22 protein-coding genes are annotated in these 21,685 nt (G+C 60.9%); 17 read left to right on the forward strand and 5 right to left on the reverse strand.

Annotation, left to right across the window (positions count from 1 at the left end; genetic code table 11):
* Nucleotides 1–150 precede the first annotated feature (150 nt).
* The 14 genes from GSQ91_RS16850 to GSQ91_RS16915 all read left to right on the forward strand — a co-directional run bounded on the left by GSQ91_RS16850 (nt 151) and on the right by GSQ91_RS16915 (nt 15,437).
* Nucleotides 151–558 (forward strand): NADH-quinone oxidoreductase subunit A, encoded by a 408-nt coding sequence (locus GSQ91_RS16850; protein ID WP_158822922.1) that lies wholly within the window; start codon nt 151–153, stop codon nt 556–558.
* 6 nt (nt 559–564) lie between these two features.
* Nucleotides 565–1,071, forward strand: coding sequence for an NADH-quinone oxidoreductase subunit C (locus GSQ91_RS16855; protein WP_158822923.1), 507 nt, complete (start codon nt 565–567; stop codon nt 1,069–1,071).
* Entirely contained in the window at nt 1,071–2,396 is a 1,326-nt protein-coding gene (gene nuoD, locus GSQ91_RS16860) for an NADH dehydrogenase (quinone) subunit D (RefSeq protein WP_158822924.1), read from the forward strand. The genes GSQ91_RS16855 and nuoD overlap by 1 nt, the downstream gene beginning before the upstream one ends.
* A gap of 243 nt (nt 2,397–2,639) precedes the next feature.
* The gene (locus tag GSQ91_RS25955; protein WP_254064650.1) at nt 2,640–2,777 is read left to right on the forward strand and encodes a hypothetical protein; all 138 of its coding nucleotides are present in this window, start codon (nt 2,640–2,642) and stop codon (nt 2,775–2,777) included.
* A gap of 90 nt (nt 2,778–2,867) precedes the next feature.
* Nucleotides 2,868–3,377, forward strand: a complete 510-nt coding sequence (gene nuoE, locus GSQ91_RS16870; RefSeq protein WP_158822925.1) for an NAD(P)H-dependent oxidoreductase subunit E — start codon at nt 2,868–2,870, stop codon at nt 3,375–3,377.
* Nucleotides 3,378–4,712 carry an NADH-quinone oxidoreductase subunit NuoF gene (gene nuoF, locus GSQ91_RS16875; RefSeq protein WP_158822926.1) on the forward strand — a complete coding sequence of 445 codons (1,335 nt, stop codon included), beginning with the start codon at nt 3,378–3,380 and terminating at the stop codon, nt 4,710–4,712. It begins immediately after the preceding gene.
* Between the two features lie 56 nt (nt 4,713–4,768).
* Nucleotides 4,769–5,473 (forward strand): thioredoxin domain-containing protein, encoded by a 705-nt coding sequence (locus tag GSQ91_RS16880; RefSeq protein WP_158822927.1) that lies wholly within the window; start codon nt 4,769–4,771, stop codon nt 5,471–5,473.
* An 84-nt stretch (nt 5,474–5,557) separates the two neighbouring features.
* Nucleotides 5,558–7,948, forward strand: a complete 2,391-nt coding sequence (locus GSQ91_RS16885) for a molybdopterin-dependent oxidoreductase (protein ID WP_158822928.1) — start codon at nt 5,558–5,560, stop codon at nt 7,946–7,948.
* A 100-nt stretch (nt 7,949–8,048) separates the two neighbouring features.
* Entirely contained in the window at nt 8,049–9,113 is a 1,065-nt protein-coding gene (gene nuoH / locus GSQ91_RS16890; protein ID WP_158822929.1) for an NADH-quinone oxidoreductase subunit NuoH, read from the forward strand.
* Nucleotides 9,114–9,188: 75 nt separating this feature from the next.
* Nucleotides 9,189–9,695 (forward strand): NADH-quinone oxidoreductase subunit J, encoded by a 507-nt coding sequence (locus tag GSQ91_RS16895; RefSeq protein ID WP_158822930.1) that lies wholly within the window; start codon nt 9,189–9,191, stop codon nt 9,693–9,695.
* Between the two features lie 88 nt (nt 9,696–9,783).
* On the forward strand, nt 9,784–10,086 hold the full coding sequence (nuoK, locus tag GSQ91_RS16900; protein WP_158822931.1) for an NADH-quinone oxidoreductase subunit NuoK: 303 nt from the start codon (nt 9,784–9,786) through the stop codon (nt 10,084–10,086).
* 104 nt (nt 10,087–10,190) lie between these two features.
* Nucleotides 10,191–12,233 (forward strand): NADH-quinone oxidoreductase subunit L, encoded by a 2,043-nt coding sequence (gene nuoL / locus GSQ91_RS16905; protein WP_158822932.1) that lies wholly within the window; start codon nt 10,191–10,193, stop codon nt 12,231–12,233.
* A 79-nt stretch (nt 12,234–12,312) separates the two neighbouring features.
* Nucleotides 12,313–13,911, forward strand: coding sequence for a NuoM family protein (locus GSQ91_RS16910; protein ID WP_158822933.1), 1,599 nt, complete (start codon nt 12,313–12,315; stop codon nt 13,909–13,911).
* Nucleotides 13,911–15,437, forward strand: coding sequence for an NADH-quinone oxidoreductase subunit N (locus GSQ91_RS16915; RefSeq protein ID WP_158822934.1), 1,527 nt, complete (start codon nt 13,911–13,913; stop codon nt 15,435–15,437). Before GSQ91_RS16910 ends, GSQ91_RS16915 begins: the two co-directional genes overlap by 1 nt.
* 200 nt (nt 15,438–15,637) lie before the next feature.
* On the opposite strand, the gene GSQ91_RS16920 is transcribed toward GSQ91_RS16915, so the two are convergent.
* Nucleotides 15,638–15,946 carry an ATP synthase F0 subunit C gene (locus tag GSQ91_RS16920; RefSeq protein ID WP_158822935.1) on the reverse strand — a complete coding sequence of 103 codons (309 nt, stop codon included), beginning with the start codon at nt 15,944–15,946 and terminating at the stop codon, nt 15,638–15,640.
* Here GSQ91_RS16920 and GSQ91_RS16925 point away from each other — a divergent pair.
* Nucleotides 15,945–16,082 carry a hypothetical protein gene (locus GSQ91_RS16925; RefSeq protein ID WP_158822936.1) on the forward strand — a complete coding sequence of 46 codons (138 nt, stop codon included), beginning with the start codon at nt 15,945–15,947 and terminating at the stop codon, nt 16,080–16,082. The genes GSQ91_RS16920 and GSQ91_RS16925 overlap by 2 nt on opposite strands.
* Here GSQ91_RS16925 and atpB read toward each other — a convergent pair.
* From atpB to GSQ91_RS16940, 3 genes are read right to left on the reverse strand one after another with little or no spacing between them, the layout of a single operon-like run.
* On the reverse strand, nt 16,079–16,810 hold the full coding sequence (gene atpB, locus GSQ91_RS16930) for a F0F1 ATP synthase subunit A (protein ID WP_158822937.1): 732 nt from the start codon (nt 16,808–16,810) through the stop codon (nt 16,079–16,081). The genes GSQ91_RS16925 and atpB overlap by 4 nt on opposite strands.
* A gap of 42 nt (nt 16,811–16,852) precedes the next feature.
* Nucleotides 16,853–17,263, reverse strand: coding sequence for a hypothetical protein (locus GSQ91_RS16935; RefSeq protein ID WP_158822938.1), 411 nt, complete (start codon nt 17,261–17,263; stop codon nt 16,853–16,855).
* Nucleotides 17,263–17,514: an AtpZ/AtpI family protein gene (locus GSQ91_RS16940; protein WP_158822939.1), complete on the reverse strand. Its 252-nt coding sequence runs from the start codon at nt 17,512–17,514 to the stop codon at nt 17,263–17,265. Before GSQ91_RS16940 ends, GSQ91_RS16935 begins: the two co-directional genes overlap by 1 nt.
* Nucleotides 17,515–17,612: 98 nt before the next feature.
* Here GSQ91_RS16940 and GSQ91_RS16945 point away from each other — a divergent pair, with 98 nt between their 5' ends.
* The gene (locus GSQ91_RS16945; protein WP_158822940.1) at nt 17,613–19,457 is read left to right on the forward strand and encodes an amino acid--tRNA ligase-related protein; all 1,845 of its coding nucleotides are present in this window, start codon (nt 17,613–17,615) and stop codon (nt 19,455–19,457) included.
* Between the two features lie 226 nt (nt 19,458–19,683).
* Here GSQ91_RS16945 and GSQ91_RS16950 read toward each other — a convergent pair whose 3' ends face one another.
* Complete coding sequence (locus tag GSQ91_RS16950) at nt 19,684–20,745, reverse strand: PLP-dependent aminotransferase family protein (RefSeq protein ID WP_158822941.1); 1,062 nt, start codon at nt 20,743–20,745, stop codon at nt 19,684–19,686.
* Nucleotides 20,746–20,789: 44 nt separating this feature from the next.
* Between GSQ91_RS16950 and GSQ91_RS16955 the strand changes: the two genes are divergently transcribed.
* Nucleotides 20,790–21,584, forward strand: a complete 795-nt coding sequence (locus GSQ91_RS16955) for a TIGR00282 family metallophosphoesterase (RefSeq protein ID WP_158822942.1) — start codon at nt 20,790–20,792, stop codon at nt 21,582–21,584.
* Nucleotides 21,585–21,685: the final 101 nt, after the last annotated feature.

Raw genomic sequence — 21,685 nt, forward strand, 5'->3', positions numbered from 1 at the left:
TAGCTCGGCAAAGGATGACAACGAAAAGCACGCAGCAACATTGGTGAAAGGCGAATAACAACTCATCTCCACTATTCACCCCGTTGCAAACCCTTATCCCCGTTCGCTGCTTGACCCTTGACCAACTCACTCCTACACTTAAAAATGCCCATGCAGAGCTACCCATACATCTGGCAATATCTTCCTCTCGTGCTTCAGATTCTCGTCGCCGTAGGTCTGGCCGGCGGCATGGTGGGAGCGTCCTTCCTTATCGGCAAGCACAAACGCTCGCGCACCAAGCTCGGAGCCTACGAGTGCGGCATGGATCCGGTCGGCGACGCCCGCGGCCGCTTCTCCGTCCGCTTCTACATGGTCGCGATGCTCTTCATCCTCTTCGACGTCGAAGCTGTCTTCATGCTTCCGTGGGCCGTGATCTACCGTCGGCTACCCGGCATTACCGGTTCCCGCCTCTTCGGCTTCTGGGAGATGCTGGTGTACATCGGCTTCGTAGCCGTCGGCCTCTTCTATGTCTGGAAGAAGGGCATTCTCAACTGGTCGAACGATAAGGCGGATCTCTAGGAACTTATGGCTGACGAAATCACTAATCCTGCGACCCCAGAGGCCTGTTTCGGCAAAGAAGCCGTCGCTGCCGCCCTCGCCGACCACGCCGCGATCAAAGGGCTCGACACTCTCATCGTCGACGCCAAGTGGGACCGCAAAGAACTCACCCTCACCGTAGCGCCTGAAACCATCGTCGCCGCCGCCAAAGCCGCTCAGGCAGCCGGGTACAACTTCCTCGAAGACGTCACCGCTGTTGACTGGTACCCGACAGAGCCGCGCTTTCAGATCAGCTACTCTATCCTCAGCTTTGGACTGAAGCAGCGCATCCGGTTGGTTGCCCGCATCGCGGAAGGCCAAAGCATCGACTCCATCACCTCTGTCTGGCCCTCGGCCAACTTCTACGAGCGCGAAGTCTTCGACCTCTTCGGCGTTCACTTCGGCGGCCACCCGCGCCTGACCCGCATCATGATGCCGGACAACTGGGAAGGCCACCCACTCCGCAAGGACTACCCCGTGGAAGGTTACCGCTAATGGCATTTGTAGAAGATCTCGAAAAACCCGCCGTACGCGATACGACCGGAGCTACGCTCGCTGGTTTTCGCAACGCCGAAGACCTCATCATCCCTGACGTGAAGGATGTCGTCGAAGAGTCCGTCTCAGGCCACCATCCGCACGGCAGCGACCCCGTCTCCGACCGCACGATGGTCCTGAACATGGGCCCGCAACACCCCTCCACCCATGGCGTCTTGCGCCTGGTCCTCGAGATCGATGGCGAAACCGTCGTCTCCCTCGCACCCGACATCGGCTACCTGCACACCGGCATCGAGAAGACCTGCGAGGCCAAGTTCTACCAGCAGGTCGTGCCGATGACCGACCGCATCGACTACCTCTGTCCCATGACCAACAACCTGGCCTACGCGCTGGCTGTTGAAAAGCTGCTGCAACTCGAGATCCCCGAACGCGCCCAATACCTGCGCGTGCTGTTCAACGAGTTGACCCGCATCCAGTCGCACCTGGTCTGGCTGGGCACGCACGCCATGGATATCGGCGCGCTCACCGTCTTCCTCTACTGCTTCCGCGAGCGCGAGCAGCTGCTGCGTATCTTCGAGGCCGTTAGCGGCCAGCGCATGATGACCAGCTACATCCGCGTCGGCGGCCTGGCGCTGGAGCCGCCACTCGACATCTACAAGCAGATTCGCACCTTCCTCAAGGACTTCCCCTCCAAGATCGAAGAGTACGAAGGCCTGCTAAACAGCAATCCGATCTGGATGGCACGCCTCAAGGGTGTGGGCTATCTCTCTGCCGCAGACGCCATCGCACTCGGCGTTACCGGACCGCCTCTGCGCGCGTCAGGAGTGGACTTCGACGTCCGCCGCGACATGCCCTACTCCGGCTACGAGAAGTTCCAGTTCAACGTTCCGACCTCGACGGTCGGTGATGTGTGGGCGCGTTATATCGTCCGCATGCAGGAGTTTCGCGAGAGCGTAAAGATCTGCCTGCAGGCTCTGGACGGCCTGCCGGAAGGCCGCATCACCGCCGACGCGCCGAAGATTGTTCTGCCCGACCGCGAGCAGATGAAGACCCAGATGGAGTCGCTCATCCATCACTTCAAGATCGTGACGGAAGGCTTCCAGGTCCCAGCCGGTGAGGCCACCAGCTCGGTCGAAGCGCCGCACGGCATGATGAACTACTACGTCGTCTCGGACGGCACGGCCAAACCGTACCGCGTGCATATGCGCAACCCCGGATTCGCTACGCTACAGGCTCTTGAAACGATGTGCAAAGGCAAGCTGCTTGCCGATGTTGTCGCTGTCATTGGATCTATCGACATTGTGCTCGGAGAGATCGACCGCTAACCGCTTTTGTTTTTCTTGTTGTCATCCCCGTAGGGGATCTGCTTCACCGTAGTTGCACTGAACCCGGAGGCCACAATCAACGAACGCCTCCACACCGAACTCTGGACCTCCTGGGCGTCTCTGCTCCGCAGTTACGCAGCCGCCCACGGACTCAACGCACCGCAGCATGCCGTAGTCGAAGTCAGCGCCGAAGAGATCACACTCCGCGTTGGCAGCAGATGGCTCCGGTTTACACAGCACGAGATGCAGCACAGCGACGAAGCGGCCGTTCCCTTCGCGCTCCAGGAAAACGGCAGCGTAAGCATCAACCACGCCGCTGAAGAAGAGATGGATCTCGCCGCCGAGCGGCTGGCACGCGAGATGATGTACCCGCCGCAGTAGTCTTTGCTTTACTCCGCGCCCTTCGCGTTCACCTCTGCGAACTCCGCGTCAAGGTTTTTGCTTTTGCAGTTCTTCAGGAACAGGATCAAAATGGCCGTCGTCCCCAACACGATCTTCTCTCCCGAGACCGCCGCCCGCTTCGACAAGCTGGCCTCGATCTATCCCGTCAAGCGCTCGGCGCTCATCCCCATGCTGCTCTATGCGCAGGATGAGGTCGGCTATGTCAGCGATGAAGTCGTAGCGGAATTAGCCAAGCGCCTCGACCTGCTCGAGCTCGACGTTCGCGGCGTACTCAGCTACTACTCGATGCTGCGCACCAAGCCCGCGGGCAAGTATAACGTGCAGGTCTGCACCAACATCTCCTGCATGCTGCGCGGCGGCTTCGAGCTGCTGGACCACTGCAAGAAGACCCTCGGCATCGGCCACAAAGGCGTCACCCCCGACGGCCTCTTCTCCCTCGAAGAGGTCGAGTGCATCGGAGCCTGTTGCTGGGCTCCCGCCGTGCAGGTGAACTACGACTTCCACGACGACCTTACCCCCGCCAAAATGGACGCAGTGCTTGCCGACTACGCCGCAGGACGCGGAAAGGATGTGAAGTAGATGCCTACTCTCGTCTCCCATCCCGATGAAGTCAAAGTCGTCTCCCGCCGCTTCGGCCTGGGCGCAGAAGCTATCGACAAATACATTGAGCTCGACGGCTACAAGGCCGTCCAGAAGGCGATCGAACAGGGTCCGGAGTGGATCGTCAATGAGATGAAAGCCAGCGGACTTCGCGGTCGCGGCGGCGCGGGCTTCCCCACCGGCATGAAGTGGTCGTTCGTGCCCAAGGTCTCCGAAAAACCCAAGTACGTGCTCGTGAACGGCGACGAGTCCGAGCCCGGCACCTGCAAAGACCACGTCATCTTCCTGCACGACCCGCATGCCGTCATCGAAGGCACCATGATCGCGGGCCTCGCGATCGGCGCAAAGATGGGCTTCATCTATCTGCGCGGCGAGTACCGCTACCTGCTGAAGATCGTCGAAAAGGCCGTCGCCGATGCGTACGCCAAGGGCATCCTCGGCAAGAACATCTTCGGCAAAGAGGGTGTGGACTTCGACATCATCACCCAGACCGGTGCAGGCGCGTACGAGGTCGGTGAAGAATCAGCTCTGATGGAGTCCCTTGAGGGCAAGCGCGGTGTACCGCGCATCAAGCCTCCCTTCCCTGCGGTCGTCGGCCTCTACGGCGGCCCCACGGTCATCAACAACGCCGAGACCATCGCCAACGCCCCACACATCCTGCTGATGGGCGGCGAGGCTTACGCCAAGTTGGGCAGCGAACGCAACGGCGGCACACGGCTGTTCGGCATCTCCGGCCACGTAGAACGCCCCGGCGTCTACGAGCTCCCCATGGGCTACTCCCTGCGCAAGGCGATCTATGAAGTAGCCGGCGGCATCAAGGACGGCAAGCAGTTGAAGGCCGTGGTCCCCGGCGGCTCGTCCTGCCCGGTACTCAAGGCCGACGAGATCGATGTAGGCCTCGACTTCGACCAGATGGGCAAGGCCGGCACCATGCTCGGATCGGGCGGCATCGTCGTCCTCGACGAGACCGTCTCCATCGTCGAGTTCGCACTGCGCACCATCCGCTTCTATCAGCATGAGTCCTGCGGCTGGTGCATCCCCTGCCGCGAGGGTACGGACTGGCTCAAGAAGACGCTGACACGCTTCCACGCGGGCGGCGGCAACAAGAAAGACATCGACAACATCCAGTACCTCGCCGAGAACATGATGGGCCGCACCTTCTGCCCACTCGGCGACGCAGCTGCGATGCCCACGCTTGGCTTCATCAAGAAATTCCGCTCCGAGTTCGAGGAGTATCTGGCGGGTGCTCGCGTCGAGCACCCACTCATTCAGATTCAACCGGTCGGCGAACCGGAACTTGCAGGCGCACACTAAGAACAACCCCCGATACTCTTTGGTTTCGGTAGCCCACGGTAAGGAGAAGGAAGTCGATGAAGCTGTTCAATTTACTTAAAATCGGCGCTTTTGTTCTGGCGACCTCTCTTATGCCGCTGGCCGCACAGGCACAGTTCGATGGAGCTCCGCCGAGCAACGGCCTGCACAATCTATCCCTTCTGAAGCCTCCCGCTGGAAGCAAGGTAGCCATCGTTGTCTTCGAAGACCTCGGCTGCCCAGCCTGTGCGCACGCGCATCCAATTGAGCTTCAAGCTGCGGCTGCGGCGCATGTGCCGATCCTGCGTTTCGATTTCCCCTTCGAATCGCACATCTGGACACAACAGGGTGCGGTTTGCGCCCGCTATATCCAAAACAAAATCAGCCCGAAGCTGGCCGATGAATACCGCAGCGATGTCTTTACAGCACAGAACTCCATTGCCAACAAAGACGACCTGCAGCGGTTTACAGAGAACTGGCTACAGCGCCACAACCAGCGAATGCCTTTCGTGATGGACCCGGACGGATCGCTCGCCAACGCCGTTCGCAGCGACTATGAATTGGGTCGCCGCATCAACGTGGGATTTACGCCAACCATCATTGTCGTCAGCAAAGATAAGCAACAGGTCGTATGCGGTACAGGCAACAACAGCTACGACGACCCAACACGCATTCGCTCGGTAGCGGATGCGGCAGTCGCACAGACCCGAAATGCTGCAACCCCAGCACAACCGGCAAAACAGGCAAAGAGTGGACGGAGCTAAGGTCGAATCGATGTCCATCGTCCCCCTCCACACCACGCGCTTTGCGCCGCACACACCAGTTCCCGGTAGGATTTAGAGAAGCCTATGCCAGACGTAAACTTCATCGTAGACGGCCAGAAACTCACCGCACCCGCGGGCACGCTCCTCATTGATGCCTGCAAGTCCGCCGGCATTGAGATTCCCGCCTTCTGTTACTACCCCGGCCTCTCGCTGCAGGCTGCCTGCCGCATGTGCGTGGTGCGCATCGAGAAAGCCCCCAAGCTCGCCACCGCCTGCACCACCACGGTCGCCGAGGGCATGAACGTCACCACGGAGTCGCCCGAGATTGCCCAGGCTCGTAAAGCGACCCTGCAACTCCTGCTCGGCAACCACCCGCTCGACTGCCCCGTCTGCGATGCCGGTGGCGAGTGCGAGCTGCAGGACATGACCTTCAAGTACGGCGCGGCAGACTCTTTCTATACCGAGCCCAAGAATCATCGCGAGGAGCAGAAGTGGTCGCCCGTGGTCTACTTCGACCGCCCGCGCTGCATCCTCTGCTATCGCTGCGTGCGTATGTGCGGCGAAGGCATGGACGTCTTCGCACTCGGCATCCAGAACCGCGGCAGCTCGTCGGTCATCGCGCCGAACGTGCCCTCGCAACTCGCTTCACTCCTGAACGCGGGGGCAGACCAGGCCCAACTCGACTGCGAGCAGTGCGGCATGTGCATCGATGCCTGCCCCGTAGGCGCGCTGACCAGCGGCACCTATCGCTACAAGACCCGTCCCTGGGAGATGAACCACGTCGCTACCGTCTGCACCCACTGCGGCGATGGCTGCAAGACCACGCTGGGCGTTCGCTCCGTCTCCGACGGCAGCGAGATCGTGCGCGGCGACAACCGCGACAAGTCCGGCATGAACGGCGACTTCCTCTGCAACAAGGGCCGCTATGCCTTCGACTTCACCAACAACATCGAACGCCTGACCTCACCTCTGGTTCGCCAGGCCGACGGCAAGCTCAAGCCCGTCTCCTGGGACGAAGCGCTGAAGTTCACCGGCAAGAAGCTGCGCGAGCTCCGCGACACACGCGGCCCGCAGTCGATCGGCGTCATCGGCTCCAACCGCACCACCAACGAAGAGAACTACCTCCTTCAAAAATTCGCGCGCACGGTGCTCGGTACCAACAACATCGACCACCACCGCACGGCGGACTTCGTCACCCTCGCCAACGCCCTCCAGGGCACGACGGGACGATTCGCCTCGCAACGCAACGTTGAGAACGCCCAGGCACTGCTGGTCATCGGCGGCGATCCCACCAATCAAGCCCCGCTCACCGCGTGGAACCTGCGCACGAACGTTCGCCTGAACAAGGCTCGCCTCTACATCGCGAACCACGAAGAGATCAAACTCCGTCGCCAGGCCAAAGATTTCATCCAGGTCCAGCAGTTCGGCTATGGATCTCTCGCCAGCTATCTCGCAGGCAACAACGCAGCCGCCGAAGGCGCCTCCATCGTGGCCCAGGCCGACCAGCTCTCCAACTTCCGCACTGCCATCCAAGCGGAAGAGAAGCTCATCGTCCTGATCGGCAACGAAGTCCGCGGCGGCGAACTCGCCAACCTGATCAAGGCTCTGCCCAACGCCAGGTTCGCCCTGATGGCCGACTACGTGAACTCGCGCGGCGCCTCCGACATGGGCCTGCTGCCCGACGCACTCCCGGGCTACCAGCCGCTCTCCGGCTCCGCGCTGGCGAACGAATACACCGCCCCCACGGCTCCCGGCCTCGACCTGCTCGCCATGTTCGACGCCGCCACCCGTGGCGACCTCTCTGCCCTCTACGTCGTCGGATCGAATCCCATCAAGCGCTTCGGCATCGATCCCTTCGCGCTCAAGGACACCTTCTTCATCGTGCAGGACCTCTTCCTCACCGAGACCGCACAGATCGCCGATGTCGTCTTCCCCGCTGCCAACCTCTACGAGAAGGCCGGTTCGGTCACCAACAGCTATGGCGACCTCCAGCTCGTCAGCAAAGCCGCCGACAAAGCCGGCACCCGCTCCGACTTCGAGCTCATCGTCCGCCTCGCCGACCATATGGGCCACGACATCAAAACCCTAGTACCCTTCGGCAAAGGCCTCCGCGCCGACATGGGCCAGAGCCGCGGCGCACAGAGCGGCGAAGCTGACCGCCATGCCGTGTGGTTGATGGCCAACAACATGGAGCCGAAGCTTTCGCCCTTCGATCCCTTCGCCATCCTCGACGAGATTCAACGCGTCGTTCCTGGCTACGACAAACTCCTCCGCCTGCAGCTTCTCAGCGGCAACGATCAGCACATCGCTCCTGCTTCCACCGGTCTCGTGCAGATCGAAAACCGTAAGGATCTCGTGCTGCCCTCGTCGGACACGCTATTTACCTCGGGCTCACTCACACGCTATTCCCCCATGCTGCAGGATGTGCAGCGCCACCAGGAAACCGAAGTCGCCGATCATCTGGCTGCCGATTAACCCGTTGCTCAAATACTCATAGCTCTTAGCTGAAACGAAAACCCGAACCACCGTAGAACTCTGGGCCTAAGCCCTAAGACCTGGACCCTGAACCCTTACGATGAGCCATCTCACTCCATCATTCACGACCTTCCTGCTCCTCACCATCGTCAAGATCGTGGTGGTGCTGGTCATCACGCTCACCGCGGTGGCCTACACCGTGCTGCTGGAGCGCAAAGTTCTCGGCCGCATGCAGAACCGCTGGGGGCCCTCGCGCGTGGGCCCGTTCGGTCTGCTGCAGCCGCTGGCCGATGGCATCAAGCTCTTCCTCAAGGAAGACATGATGCCGCTCGCTGTCGAGCGCCCGCTCTTCGTGCTCGCCCCGATCATCGCGCTCTCCTGCGCGCTGATCTCGATCTCGGTCGTGCCGTTCGGTGCAAAGACCCTCGTCGGTGGCGTCGACATTTTCCAGATCGCCGATCTCAACATCGGGCTGCTGATCATCCTCGGCATCACGAGCATCGGCGTGTATGGCATCGCGCTCTCGGGCTGGTCGTCGAACAACAAGTACTCGCTCTTCGGCAGCCTCCGCGCCAGCGCCCAGCTCGTAAGCTATGAGCTCGCACTCGGCCTTTCTCTGGTGGGCGTCGTCCTGCGCGCAGGTTCGCTCTCGCTGCGCGACATCGTCAACTCGCAGTCGGCTCACGGCTTGCGCTCATGGAACGTCTTCGGCGGCTTCCAGATCATCGGCTTCTTCATCTATCTGATGGCCGCCTACGCCGAAACCAACCGCGCCCCCTTCGATCTTCCCGAGGCTGAATCCGAGCTCGTCGCCGGCTATCACACGGAGTACTCCTCCATGAAGTTCGCCATGTTCTTCATGGCTGAGTACGCCAACATGATCACCGTCGCCTGCGTCGCCACGCTGCTCTTCTTCGGCGGTGCCGGCACACCCTTCGGCCACCTGTTCGACGGCATCTTCGCAAGCGGCTTCATCCATGCCGTCCTGCCGATCTTCTGGTTCGTCAGCAAGATTCTCTTCTTCCTTCTGCTCTATATCTGGGTGCGCGCTACACTGCCGCGCTTCCGCTACGACCAACTGATGGGATTCGGCTGGAAGTTCCTGATGCCGGTCGCCATGCTCAACATTCTCGCAACTGCCCTGGCCCTGGCCTATCACGGCTGATCGTCAACCTAACGCATTTACAATCGGTACGAACCGACAATCAAGAAATACATCAAGACCGGAAGTCACTAGCCGATGCAAATCGCACTCTTCATCATCTTCGGACTGTTGGCCGTGGCTGGAGCGCTCAATCTCCTGTTCCAGCGCCACCCGATCAACTCGGCGCTCTCGCTGATCGTCGTCATGATGTCCCTGGCGGTCCTCTACTGGTCGCTGGGCGCGGAGTTCCTCGCCGCCGCCCAGGTCATCGTCTACTCCGGCGCGATCATGGTGCTGTTCGTCTTCGTCATCATGCTGCTGAATGCGGGCGAAGAAGAGCGAACCCACGGCTCGAGAATTGCCTACATCGCCGGAATCCCCGGCGCTGCCGCCATCTTCTGCCTGCTGAGCTTCGTGTTTCTCTCCGAGAAGAAGCAGTTGGGAATGACGCAGCTCGGCGGTTATCTCACGAGCGCGGTCTCCAATATCTCCGAGATCTCGCACACCCTGTTTACTTCCCTGCTGCTGCCCTTTGAGGTGACCTCGATCCTGATCCTCGTAGCGATCCTCGGCGCAGTCGTGCTCGCACGGAAGGAGCTCTAATGCATCACCATCATTTTCCCCTCCTGATTCCGTTCCTCCTTTTAGCCGTCATTGTGCTGGTCGTCATCATCGTCCGGAGGAGGAACTAATGGTTCCCATCGCCTACTATCTCGTCCTCGCCGCGATTCTCTTCTCCATCGGCGCAGGCGCGTTTCTCATCAAGCGCAACGTCATCACCATCTTCATGTCGATCGAGCTGATGCTCAACGCCGTGAACCTTACGTTTGTCGCCTTCGCCCACATGTGGCACCAGATCTCAGGCCAGATCTTCGTCTTCTTCGTCATGGTCGTCGCTGCGGCAGAGGCCGCCGTCGGCCTCGCCATCATTATTGCGTTGTTCCGCGTACGCCAGACCCTCAACGTTGACCAGGTCAACCTATTGAAGAACTAACAGTTTTGTTTTTGCCGTTGCATTTCTTGTTGTCATTCCCGCAGGGAATCTGCTTCTAAAGCACCACAGTTACACCAGTTGAACCAAAAGAGTCCACGCATCTCATGAATCCATCTCTGCTCTGGCTCATCCCGCTTCTTCCCTTCGCCGGCTTCCTGCTCAACGGAACCATCGGCCGTAAGCTGCCGCGCGCCCTCGTCTCGACGATTGCGCTGCTCTTCACCGCAGCCCCGGCCCTCATCGTCGCGCAACTCTGGATCTTCATGAAGTCCGCCGGAGCCCCGCTGTCGCTCTCCGTTACCAGCAGCCCGTGGATCGCGGTGACCGGTTTCCAGGTCAACTTCGCCTTCACCGTCGACCACCTCACGCTCATCATGCTGGGCATCGTCACCGGCGTCGGCTTCCTCATCCACGTGTACTCAGTCGGCTACATGGCGCACGAAGAAGGCTTCTGGCGCTTCTTCGCCTACCTGAACCTCTTCATGTTCTTCATGCTGGTGCTGGTGCTCTCCTCCAGCTTCCTTCTGCTCTTCGTCGGCTGGGAGGGCGTCGGTCTCGCGTCGTACCTGCTCATCGGCTTCTACTTCACCAAGGACTCCGCCGCCAACGCCGGCAAGAAGGCCTTCGTCGTCAACCGTATCGGCGACTTCGGCTTCCTGCTCGCGATGTTCCTGATGATCGCGCACTTCGGCAGCCTGGACTTCAACAGCGTCTTTGCGCAAATCTCCGCGACGCCGCTCACCGGTGGCTTCCTCACCGCCATTGCGCTGCTGCTGGTCGTCGGTGCTGCCGGCAAGTCCGCACAGATTCCGCTCTACATCTGGCTTCCCGACGCCATGGAAGGCCCCACGCCAGTCTCCGCGCTGATCCACGCCGCGACCATGGTCACTGCGGGCATCTACATGGTCGCTCGCTGCCATGTGCTCTTCGATAAATCGCCCACTGCGCTTATGGTCGTCGCCGTCATCGGCGCAGCGACAGCGCTTATGGCCGCGACCATCGGCATGGTGCAGCACGACATCAAGCGCGTCCTGGCCTACTCCACGGTCTCGCAACTCGGCTACATGTTCCTGGCCTGCGGCGTTGGAGCCTACTCTGCCGGCATCTTCCACCTCATGACGCACGCCTTCTTCAAGGCACTCCTCTTCCTCGCTGCTGGTTCTGTAATCCATGCGATGGGCGGCGAACAAGACATGCGCGTCATGGGCGGTCTCCGGAAGAAGATCCCCGTCACCTTCTGGACAATGACCGCGGGCGTCGTCGCCATCGCGGGCATTCCCCCTCTGGCAGGCTTCTTCTCCAAGGACGAGATTCTCTACCAGGCTTTTATCTCGGATAACCCGCTGGCAAAGCTGCTCTGGTTCGTTGGCCTGGTCACTGCCGGACTGACCTCGTTCTACATGTTTCGCCTCTGGTTCAAGACCTTCTTCGGCGCACCGCGCTTTGCAGAACAAGGCCATGAACTGGATGTACATGCTGCTCACGGAGCCGCGATCCACGCCCGCCACGACACCAAGCTCGTCCTCGAAACCGAGCCGGAACCGGCGCACGGCGGTCACGCTCACGGTGTACATGAGTCTCCGTGGATCATGACCCTGCCCCTCATCATCCTTGCGATCCTCGCCACGATCGGTGGCTGGGTTGGCGTACCGCTCGCCTTCGGCGGCCACAACGAGTTTGAACACTTCCTGGAGCCGGTCTTCTCCTCCTCCGTCGTTACACCGGAGCACGTCTCTTTCCGTGGCGCGGAGCCGATACTCGCCGTCGTTTCGATCGTCACGGCTCTCCTCGGCTTCCTGGTCGCTTACCTCTGGTACTACCGTAAACCGGGCACAGCAGCCGCGATCGCACAGCGCCTCCAGTTCGTCTACAACCTCCTCGACCATAAGTACTGGGTCGACGAGATCTACGGGCGCTTTATCATCGCCCCGCTGCTCGGGTTCTCGCGCATCTTCCTCGGCATATTCGTCGATGGAGGCCTCGTCCAGGGGACAGGCGCGACCCTTGCCGGTGGCACCCGTGGTTTCAGTTGGCTCGTCCGCCGCGTGCAGTCGGGCAATATCCGTTCCTACGCCGGTTGGCTCGCACTTGGCGCCGCCGCTGTCATCGCCGTAGTTGTCTTTGGCCCACACCCGCATCTGCACTAAAGTGCTCTTGCTTTTGTTGTTGCTTTTCTTGTTGTCATCCCCGCAGGGGATCTGCTGTTAGAAACACCACAGGGTATCGATGAATCTCGACCACACCATCCTGACGCTCATCCTCCTCACCCCACTCGTGGGCGCGGTGGTGCTTGCGCTTATTCCCGAACGCGCCGGCAGCAAGCTCCACGCCATCGGCGCGCTTGTCGTCACGCTTGTCACGCTTGGGCTGACCCTGCACCTGCCGGCACACTTCAACTACGCCGCCGCACCCCGCAGTTTCCAGTTCGAGGTGAACTGCCCCTGGATTGCGTCCCCGGCCATTCGCTTTCACCTCGGCGTCGACGGACTCTCCACGTGGCTTGTGGTGCTCACCGGCTTCCTCGCTCCCATAGGCGTGCTGGCTTCCTGGAACGCCGTCAAGGAGCGCACCAAGCTCTTCTACACCCTCTTCCTGCTCCAACAGGTCGCGATGCTCGGCGTCTTCCTCGCGCTGGACCTCTTCCTGTACTACGGCTTCTGGGAGCTCTCCCTGGTCCCGATGACGCTGCTCATCGCCACCTTCGGCCGCACCGAAAACCGCCGCAAGGCCGCGATCAAGTTCTTCCTCTACGCCTTTATCCCCTCCGCCATTCTGCTGGTAGCCCTGCTCTGGCTCTACGCGAAGACCGGAACCTTCGATCTGCCCGCCCTGCAGGCCCTCGCCGCACAGCATGCCATCTCCGCGAACCCCACGGCTCTGTGGCTCTGCTCGCTAGCCTTCCTCGTAGCCTTCGCGGTCAAGGTTCCCATCTTCCCGCTGCACGGCTGGCTCTCCGATGCCGTGCAGGAGGCTCCCACCGCCGCTGTGATGGTCCTGGCCGGCAAGCTCGGCCTCTACTCCATCCTGCGCTTCAGCTTCGGCATCTTCCCCGAGCAATCTCGCCATATCGCTCCGCTGCTCATCGCACTGGGCGCTATCGGCATCGCCTACGGTGCGCTGCTCGCACTCGTTCAGACCGACCTTAAGAAGCTGGCCGCCTTCTCCACGCTCTCCCACGTCAGCTTCATCGTGCTGGGGATCTTCACCTTTACGACACTCGGCCTCGACGGCGGCGTCTTCCAGATTCTCAACGAGTCGCTCGTCGGCGCGGCGCTCTTCGTGCTGCTCGGCCTACTCTATGAGCGCTACGGCACCTACGACGTGCGCGACTACGGCGGCCTCGCCACCAAGCATCCGTGGATGGTGACGATGTTCGTCATCACCTCGCTCGCCGCGGTCGGCCTGCCCATGCTGAACGGCTTCGTCGGCGAGTTCCTGATCCTCAGCGGCGCCATGCAGTCGGTCTTCTGCCACCACGTTCTCTGGACAGTCATCGGCACTACCGGCGTGATCTTCGGCGCGGCCTACATGCTCTGGATGATCCAGCGCATCTTCTACGGCAACCTCGGGCTGCGCTCGGAAGAGGTCAGCGGCTGGGACCTCACTGCTCGCGAGCATATCGAGCTCTGGCCCCTCGCCATTCTCTTCCTCGTCATGGGCCTGGCCTCGCCGATCTGGATCAAGGCTATCGACACCTACGGCGTACAGACTGCTAATCGGCCCATCGCCTCAGAGGCTCAGAACGGATCTTTCGTCGATCCCGCACTCGCCGCTGCCGCACTCGACAAACCAGCTCCGCCGGTCAACAAGGGAGCACGATACTAATGTCCAACAATCTCCTCGCTCTGCTTCCCGAGATCATCCTCACCCTTACCGGCGTTCTGGTCATGCTGGCCGAGCCGATGATCGCTCCGGGTAAATCGCGCAAGCCCCTCGGCTGGCTCGCCATCCTCGGAACTCTGGCCTCCGGGTTCGCCGCGTTCTACCAGCTCCAGATCGTCAACCCAGGCCGCCCCATCACGGCCTTCTACTCGACGATCCAGGTCGATGCCTTCTCGATCTTCTTCCACCTGCTGATCGCCAGCATCGTCCTCGTCACGCTGCTGGCCTCGCTCGACTACTTTGAAGGCCCCGTCACCCATGCCGGTGAGTACTTCGCGCTCGTCTGCTTCGGCGCGACCGGCATGATGTTCATGACCTCTTCGGTCGAGCTCCTGATGGTCTTCATCGGCCTCGAGATCTCGTCGATCTCGACCTACATCCTCGCCGGCTTCCGCAAGGGTCAGGCCACAGCCTCCGAGGCCTCGCTCAAGTACTTCCTCCTCGGCAGCTTCGCCACCGCGTTCTTCCTTTACGGCATCGCACTCTGCTTTGGCGCAACGGGTTCGACCAGCATCGGCGATATCGCCGCGAAGCTGGGTACAACCTCCACCCCACTGCTCGCGCTGCTCGCCATCGCGATGGTCGTCATCGGCCTCGGGTTCAAGGTCTCCGCCGCCCCGTTCCACGTCTGGACGCCAGACGTCTACCAGGGTGCCCCTGCTCCGGTCGTCGGGCTTATGTCGACGGCACCCAAAGCCGCCGCCTTCGCCGTACTGCTACGCTTCCTCTTCAACGCCGCGCCTGCGTACCGCGGACACTGGATCATCCTGATCGAGATCCTCGCCGTGCTCTCGATGACCGTCGGCAACCTCGGCGCGCTGCTGCAGCGCGACGTCAAGCGTCTGCTGGCGTATTCCTCGATCGCCCACGCCGGATATCTGCTGGTGGCCTTCACCTCCATCCAGCAGGACGCCGTCTCTGCCGCCTGCTTCTACACCGCAGCCTATGCGGCGATGAACGTCGGCGCCTTCCTCGTCCTCACCCAACTCTCCGGCTACGACGAGCAGGCCCGCACCCTCGACGACTTCACCGGCGCCGCTCTCAAGAGGCCCGTCCTCTCCGCGCTGCTCGGGTTCTTCCTGCTCTCGCTCATCGGAATCCCCTTCACAGGCGGCTTCTTCGGCAAGTTCTATGCGTTCTCCGGGGCCATCCACAACGGGCATATCGGGCTGGCCATCATCGGCCTGGCCAACTCCGGGGTTGCCTGCTTCTACTATCTGCGCCTGCTGGCAGCGCTCTACACGCGGCCAGTCAAGGAAGACGCCGCCCTCCTGCCCACCCGCAGGATCGCCATCCCAGCAGCCATCGCCCTCACGGCAACCGCAGCCGCAACCCTGGCTCTGGGCATCGTGCCCAACCACCTGCTGAACCTGGTACAGCGCGCCGCACCGGTAACCCTCCCCTCCCTTACCGTGGCCCCTCCAGCTTCGGCATTGCCTCCCACACCAGCAACCGAGGTCACGCCCTAAAAGCCTTGACGCAGAGTACGCAAAGAGAAGAGCCAAGTTTCGCTACGGCTGCCGTGGCGAAACTTGGCTCTTCTCTTTGCGCTCTTTGCGTCAAGGCTTTTGCTGTTGCTCGTTCTCCTCAACGCTGACGATCACACTCATCACCCCAAACAGAACGGCCCCCGCCGAAGCGGAGGCCGTTCTCTATTCCTGAGATCCGATCACGGCGTAACCTTGAGGAAGATGATAACGAATGTGAACAGAGCCAGTGACTCGATGAAGGCGAGACCGAGAATCAGGAAGATGAAGATTCCAGGACGAGCACCGGGGTTACGCGCGAGAGCCTCAGTAGCCGAAGCAGTCGCCTTACCCTGACCGAGACCGCAGAGACCAGCAGCCAGAGCCATGCTCAGACCGGCAGCCAGCGGAACCCACTGGGCAGCGGCTGAAGTAGCAGCCGCCTGACCGAACGCCGGCGACGCGATGAGCAGCGCAGCCATTGCCATAAATACATATTGCAGCTTCTTCATGGTGTTACTCCTTGCCCCCATTGATCTCGCCGCCAGTGGGTGGTTGAAGCTCACCGTGCTGGCTCCCTCACGCTGGAGCGGCGGTAGTGCGCACCGCGAAGAGGGGGCGCCCCTTCGCGGGAATGTCAAACTCTAATGATCGTGCGCCACGGCGAGGGACAGATAGATCATCGCCAGCAGCATGAACACATACGCCTGAATCACAGCTACCCCGAGATGCAGACCCATAAATATCAGCGGAATGCCAACCGGGATGAGCGAGAAGAACGCCATCGTCAGCAGATCGCCCGCAAACATATTCGCGTACAAACGCACCGTGAGCGATAGCACACGTGCAAAGTGCGAGATGATCTCAATCGGAAATAGCAGCCAATACAACCACCACACCGGCCCGAGGAACTGCTTAATGTAAGCCGGACCGTTCGAGCGAATGCCATGGAAGTGGTAGTAAACAAAGGTAATGAGTGCTAACCCGAGCGGGACTTTAACATTCGCGGTGGGCGACTCAAGTCCAGGAACCAAGCCCGCCAGATTGCAGAGCAGGATGAACAGCGCGAGCACCGACAGGTAGGAGGTGAACTTCTCATACCCATGCCCTATGATCTGCTCGCCCTGTTCGGAGACAAACTCGTTGGTGATCTCAGCGAGGTGCTGCACACCGCCCGGCTTCTCGACACTGAGGGTCAGCCGCACATGCACGAAGTATCCGATGAGCACCACAAAGACCAGCAGTTCCATCGCCACAGCGTTGGTGATAGGGGCCTTATAGGACTCAGGTGTTACATGCACCGCGTGCAGCAACGCGTTCGCCGGACCGGCGAAGTAGTGGTTCAGAGTTCTGGTTAGTAAAAGCTGAGGCATCATATCGAATCGTTATCGGAGGGTTGGGTTCCAGGCCGCTCAGGGCTAAACCGTCCACGCTTTGACCAGACGAAGAGCTTCAAACGAGAGGGCAAAAACGCCCAGTCCAATGCCCGCTGCGAGCGCGTAAACCGAACCATCCAGAAACTTAAGACTAACATACAGAACCACGATGGTCAGGCCCAATCTGAGGAAGAAACCGGCCAAAACCAGCCCCAGCGGGCGCGCTTCCCCGCCCACATCCATGCGGGCCATGACGGCAGTCATCAGCCGCAGCCACTCCCACAGGCCGGAGCCCGAGATCGTCGAGCCGACCAGCAACAGCACAGCACTCTGCCAGCCGAGCTTCCACCACACTACTGGCAGGGCCACCACTGTAACGACGGCCAGGAGGCGCAACGCGCGCAACATGGTCCGGCGGAAGTCATCGTCACTGAAACCGTCAAGGGCGAGCATCAGTTGTCTCCCCTTTTAAGGTAGCGTGAGGCCGTTCTGAATATTTGGACGAAACCGGCTACTGCTCCCAGCAAAATCCCCACAACGCCTGCCCACGATGTATGAAAGTGCTTATCGAATGCCGCCCCGGCCAACCAGCCGATGAGACAGCCAGCCGGCAACGCAATGGCGAGCTGGATCATCGACTCGGCTTTCACCAGATCGCCGAGCGCGCCGTGCGGTTTCTTCGGGGTGTTGCCTTCATCGGCCATCGCCCAAACTTATCACTCGCAGGCGGTAAGGGCCAACCGCCCCCGATATACTGAGATGTCATACTGAAGCGTTAAGACCCCAGCAAAGCGAGCCCGATTTGTCCCAGTTTGAGAGCCAGTTCGAAGAAAACCTGTATCAGCTACGCCGTGAGAAGCTCGCCCAGATCGCCGCCATCGGCGAAAAGCTGGGCCTGACCCATGCCGACAGCACCTACCCCAACAGCTTCGCCTTCACCCAGACGATCCCCCAACTGCGCAACCTCGGCGACCCCAAATCCGGCGAAGAGCTGGAGGCCACCCGCATCGAAGCCTCCTTAGCAGGCCGCATCATGGCGATTCGGGTGCAGGGCAAAGCCGGCTTCGCGCAGTTGCAGCAGGGCGGCCAGCGCCTGCAGATCTACGTCCGCAAGGACGACGTCGGCGAAGATCTCTTCGCCCTCTACAAGCTCCTCGACCTCGGTGACCACATCGGCGTACGCGGCTACCTGATGCGCACCCGCACCGGCGAACTGACGCTGCATGCAGCCCCCACAGACGGTAAGTCCGCGATTACCTTCCTCACCAAGGCAATGCTCGCACTACCAGACAAATTTCATGGACTGAACGACATCGAACTACGCTACCGCCAACGCTACGTTGACCTCTTCACGGACACCGGCGACTTTGAGAGCGAGCCAGGTTCATCGGACGACAACACCAGCAGCGACTCGCCAGCAACGCCCGATATCGATCCAGCCGGAGCGACGCCCGTCCAGGCCCGTACTGCGGCCCGTGAGGTCTTCGTCAAGCGCGCAGCAATCCTCCGCGCCATCCGCAACTTCTTCGACACCCGTGGCTACCTTGAAGTCGAAACACCCATGCTCCACACCATCGCGGGCGGCGCGGCAGCTCGCCCATTCAAGACCCACCACAACGCGCTCGACATCCCGCTCTCCCTGCGCATCGCACCCGAGCTGTACCTGAAGCGGCTCGTAGTCGGCGGCTTCGACCGCGTCTACGAGATCAACCGCAACTTCCGCAACGAAGGCGTCAGCACCCAGCACAACCCCGAGTTCACGATGCTGGAGTTCTACCAGGCCTACGCCAACTACCACGACCTGATGGACCTTACGCAGAAGCTCATCACGACCGTTGCGAAGGAAGTGAACGGGACGACAATCACGAACTTCAATGGTGTTGAGATTGATTTAGGCGCATGGGAGAAGCTCTCTATGAAAGACGCCATCATCAAGTGGTGGCCACCAGAAGCAACCCCTGCACCAGTCGTGACAGACTTTGATAGCATCGAAAAATTCGGATCTGCCCTGTTCAGACTCTCTGACGCTTTTGCAAAAATGCTAGTATCCGCTTCAGTAGCGAACATGCCAATTGCTCACAAGGCGAATTTTTCCGGCAAGTACTGGGTAGAAGTGAATCAAGCTCACGAGGAACCACCTTCTCCTAGCGAAAAACTCACTACCGTTTTGAAGGGTATCCTCGGCAAATATATCGCGGCTACTTTTGAACTCCTAGCCGAAGAGCATCTCATCCAGCCGCATATCATCTACGACTTCCCACTCGCAGTCTCACCCCTCTCGAAGGTCAAGCCCGACGAGCCCGACTGGGTAGAGCGCTTCGAGTTCTACATCGGCGGCTTCGAAGTCGGCAACGCCTTCTCCGAGCTCAACGATCCCGACGACCAGCGCGCCCGCTTCGAAGCTCAACTCACCGAGCGCGAGCGCGGCGACGACGAAGCCCACCAGATGGACGAGGACTACGTCCGCGCCCTCGGCTACGGCCTGCCGCCCACCGGCGGCGAAGGCATCGGCATCGACCGCCTGACCATGTTGCTCACCGGCTCACGCTCCATTCGCGATGTCATCCTCTTCCCGCTGATGCGCCCACACGCAAAGTCCGTAGCAGCAAAGGAAGAGGAACAAGAGCACGGCGAGTCAGCGGAGTAGCAATAATCCGGGTGCCCCATCTTCGGCGCGTTTTTTGCGCCTAAGGTGGGCATCGCGCGAATGCGCGACCGCTCCCGCCCATTTACATCTCACCCACGACGCTCGTGCCACAGACACCTGAGAAAGTTGCAAGATAGGCAGGAGCGGTTCGCTTCGCGAAGGCCCACCTTAGCGACGATAAAACCGTCGCGAAGATGGGGCACCCACACCTTCGCGCCTACCGGCACTAGAGCCGATCCAACTCCTCCGCCACCCTCGCCACACCTTCCAGCGCTCTCGCCGAATCAACCTCGCCGCCCAGCGCGATGCGAAAACCATTCGGCGCATCCTTACTCACCGCAAACCAGTTTCCGCCACTGAGCAGCACCTCACGTTCCGCCATACGCTTCTCGAACCACTGCGGCGTCGTCTGCGCAGGCAGATTCACCCACAGATGCCACGCCGCACGAGCACCCGGCCAGCAGTGGTCTCCTAACAGCGACCGTGCTGCCGCATTGCGACGCGCACCTTCTACATTCTTCTCCGCAATCACACGGTCCAGCGTTCCATCCTCGATCAACGACACCGCTGCGCGGTTATGCACCAGCGAGGACCCCGTAACCGAGTTCAGAATCACGGGCAGCATCCCCGAAAGAAACCGCTCAGGAACCACCAGAAACCCGGTCCGCGCCCCCGGAGCATAGCTTTTGCTCAGCCCGCGCACATAGAACGTGCGCTCCGGTGCGAGCTTCGCCAGCGTTGGCGGAGCATCCGGCTCCATGTAGCCGTATGCATCGTCCTCAATCATCAGCAGATCGAACTCCCTCGCCACCGCCACCAGCGCCTCGCGCCGTGCCAGCGAGGCCACAAACCCCAGCGGATTATGCACCGTCGGCGTCACATAGATCGCTGCGATACGATCTCTCGCACACTGCTCCCGCAGGCTCTCCGGCAACATCCCCTCATCGTCTATGGCGCAGCCAACCAGCGGACACCCCATCGCACGTGCCTGCACCAGAGCTCCCGTGTAAGCCGCCGCGTCGACAGCAATCGTCTTCCCCGCGAGCCCGCTAACCATCAGCGAAAGCAAGCTGCCATGGTGGTTGCCCTCGGTCAGAAACGTCCGCTCCGGCGGCGTCCCCATCCACCTTGCCCCGGCATTCGAGAGCTTCGTCTGGTCGCTGCGAAACGTCGGCCGCAGTTCATCGAAGTTGTCATCACCCAGCGCATCCACCGCCGTCCGCAGACGCTCGCGCCACTGCGCCGGCAGCCCCGGCAACAACGGAAAGTTGTACTGCATCTCGATCATGCTTCCAGCATACTTCTCCCCTCTCGAGGTTGTAGACTCATGCAGTGAACATTCTCTTTGTTGGCGACGTCTTTGGCTCGCCCGGTCGTCACATCGTCCGCGAACATCTGCCCCACGTCATCGAATCCAACGCAGTCGATCTGCTGGTCATCAACGGCGAGAACTCCGCCGGCGGCTTCGGCATCACGCCCTCCATCGCCGAAGAACTCTTCGACCTCGGCGCCCACGTCATCACCACCGGCAACCACATCTGGGACAAAAAAGAGATCTTCGAGTACATGACCGTCCCCGCCGAGTCGCATGCTCGCGGACGCCGCGTACTTCGCCCCGCGAACTACGCTGTCGGCACCCCCGGCTTCGGCTTCTACCAGGGTGCTCTGCCCAACGGCCAGGAGTACGCCGTCATGAACCTGCAGGGTCGCGTCTTCATGTCCTCCTGCGACGACCCCTTCCGTAAGGCCGACGAACTGCTCAGCCAGATCACCGCCAAGGTCATCCTGCTCGACATCCACGGCGAGGCCACCAGCGAGAAGGTCGCGCTGGGCTGGTACCTCGACGGCCGTGTGACGGCGGTGCTCGGCACACACACCCACATCCCCACCGCCGACGAGCGCGTACTGCCCGGCGGAACAGCCTTCCAAAGCGACGTCGGCATGTCCGGCCCGTACGACTCGGTGATCGGCGTAGAGACGGAGCTAATCCTGAAGCGCTTCCTCACCGGCATGCCGGGCAAGTTCGAAGCCGCAAAGGGCAATCCGAAGATGTGCGCCACGCTGATCGAGTGCGACGGCGGAACAGGCCGCGCCTACGGCGTGAGACGCTTCATGCTCGGCGAGTAACTGAATCGGGTGCCCCATCTTCGACGCGCGTTCTTTGCGCGGCTAAGGTGGGCATTCGCGAAGCGAACCACCTTTGGCTCGTAGAGGCGACCGTGGATAGA

It is taken from the genome of Granulicella sp. S156 (assembly GCF_009766105.1).
Classification (GTDB): Bacteria; Acidobacteriota; Terriglobia; order Terriglobales; family Acidobacteriaceae; genus Granulicella.

Bases quoted from the DNA above. Each gene is read 5' to 3' on its own strand.
- nuoL (WP_158822932.1), top strand. From the start codon at position 10,191: ATGAATCCATCTCTGCTCTGGCTCATCCCGCTTCTTCCCTTCGCCGGC.
- GSQ91_RS16855 (WP_158822923.1), top strand. From the start codon at position 565: ATGGCTGACGAAATCACTAATCCTGCGACCCCAGAGGCCTGTTTCGGC.
- nuoK (WP_158822931.1), top strand. From the start codon at position 9,784: ATGGTTCCCATCGCCTACTATCTCGTCCTCGCCGCGATTCTCTTCTCC.
- GSQ91_RS16910 (WP_158822933.1), top strand. From the start codon at position 12,313: ATGAATCTCGACCACACCATCCTGACGCTCATCCTCCTCACCCCACTC.
- nuoF (WP_158822926.1), top strand. From the start codon at position 3,378: ATGCCTACTCTCGTCTCCCATCCCGATGAAGTCAAAGTCGTCTCCCGC.
- nuoH (WP_158822929.1), top strand. From the start codon at position 8,049: ATGAGCCATCTCACTCCATCATTCACGACCTTCCTGCTCCTCACCATC.
- GSQ91_RS16920 (WP_158822935.1), bottom strand. From the start codon at position 15,946: ATGAAGAAGCTGCAATATGTATTTATGGCAATGGCTGCGCTGCTCATC.
- GSQ91_RS16925 (WP_158822936.1), top strand. From the start codon at position 15,945: ATGGTGTTACTCCTTGCCCCCATTGATCTCGCCGCCAGTGGGTGGTTG.
- GSQ91_RS16850 (WP_158822922.1), top strand. From the start codon at position 151: ATGCAGAGCTACCCATACATCTGGCAATATCTTCCTCTCGTGCTTCAG.
- GSQ91_RS16880 (WP_158822927.1), top strand. From the start codon at position 4,769: ATGAAGCTGTTCAATTTACTTAAAATCGGCGCTTTTGTTCTGGCGACC.
- GSQ91_RS16940 (WP_158822939.1), bottom strand. From the start codon at position 17,514: ATGGCCGATGAAGGCAACACCCCGAAGAAACCGCACGGCGCGCTCGGC.
- GSQ91_RS16935 (WP_158822938.1), bottom strand. From the start codon at position 17,263: ATGCTCGCCCTTGACGGTTTCAGTGACGATGACTTCCGCCGGACCATG.
- GSQ91_RS25955 (WP_254064650.1), top strand. From the start codon at position 2,640: ATGCAGCACAGCGACGAAGCGGCCGTTCCCTTCGCGCTCCAGGAAAAC.
- GSQ91_RS16895 (WP_158822930.1), top strand. From the start codon at position 9,189: ATGCAAATCGCACTCTTCATCATCTTCGGACTGTTGGCCGTGGCTGGA.
- atpB (WP_158822937.1), bottom strand. From the start codon at position 16,810: ATGATGCCTCAGCTTTTACTAACCAGAACTCTGAACCACTACTTCGCC.
- GSQ91_RS16885 (WP_158822928.1), top strand. From the start codon at position 5,558: ATGCCAGACGTAAACTTCATCGTAGACGGCCAGAAACTCACCGCACCC.
- nuoD (WP_158822924.1), top strand. From the start codon at position 1,071: ATGGCATTTGTAGAAGATCTCGAAAAACCCGCCGTACGCGATACGACC.
- GSQ91_RS16915 (WP_158822934.1), top strand. From the start codon at position 13,911: ATGTCCAACAATCTCCTCGCTCTGCTTCCCGAGATCATCCTCACCCTT.
- GSQ91_RS16950 (WP_158822941.1), bottom strand. From the start codon at position 20,745: ATGATCGAGATGCAGTACAACTTTCCGTTGTTGCCGGGGCTGCCGGCG.
- nuoE (WP_158822925.1), top strand. From the start codon at position 2,868: ATGGCCGTCGTCCCCAACACGATCTTCTCTCCCGAGACCGCCGCCCGC.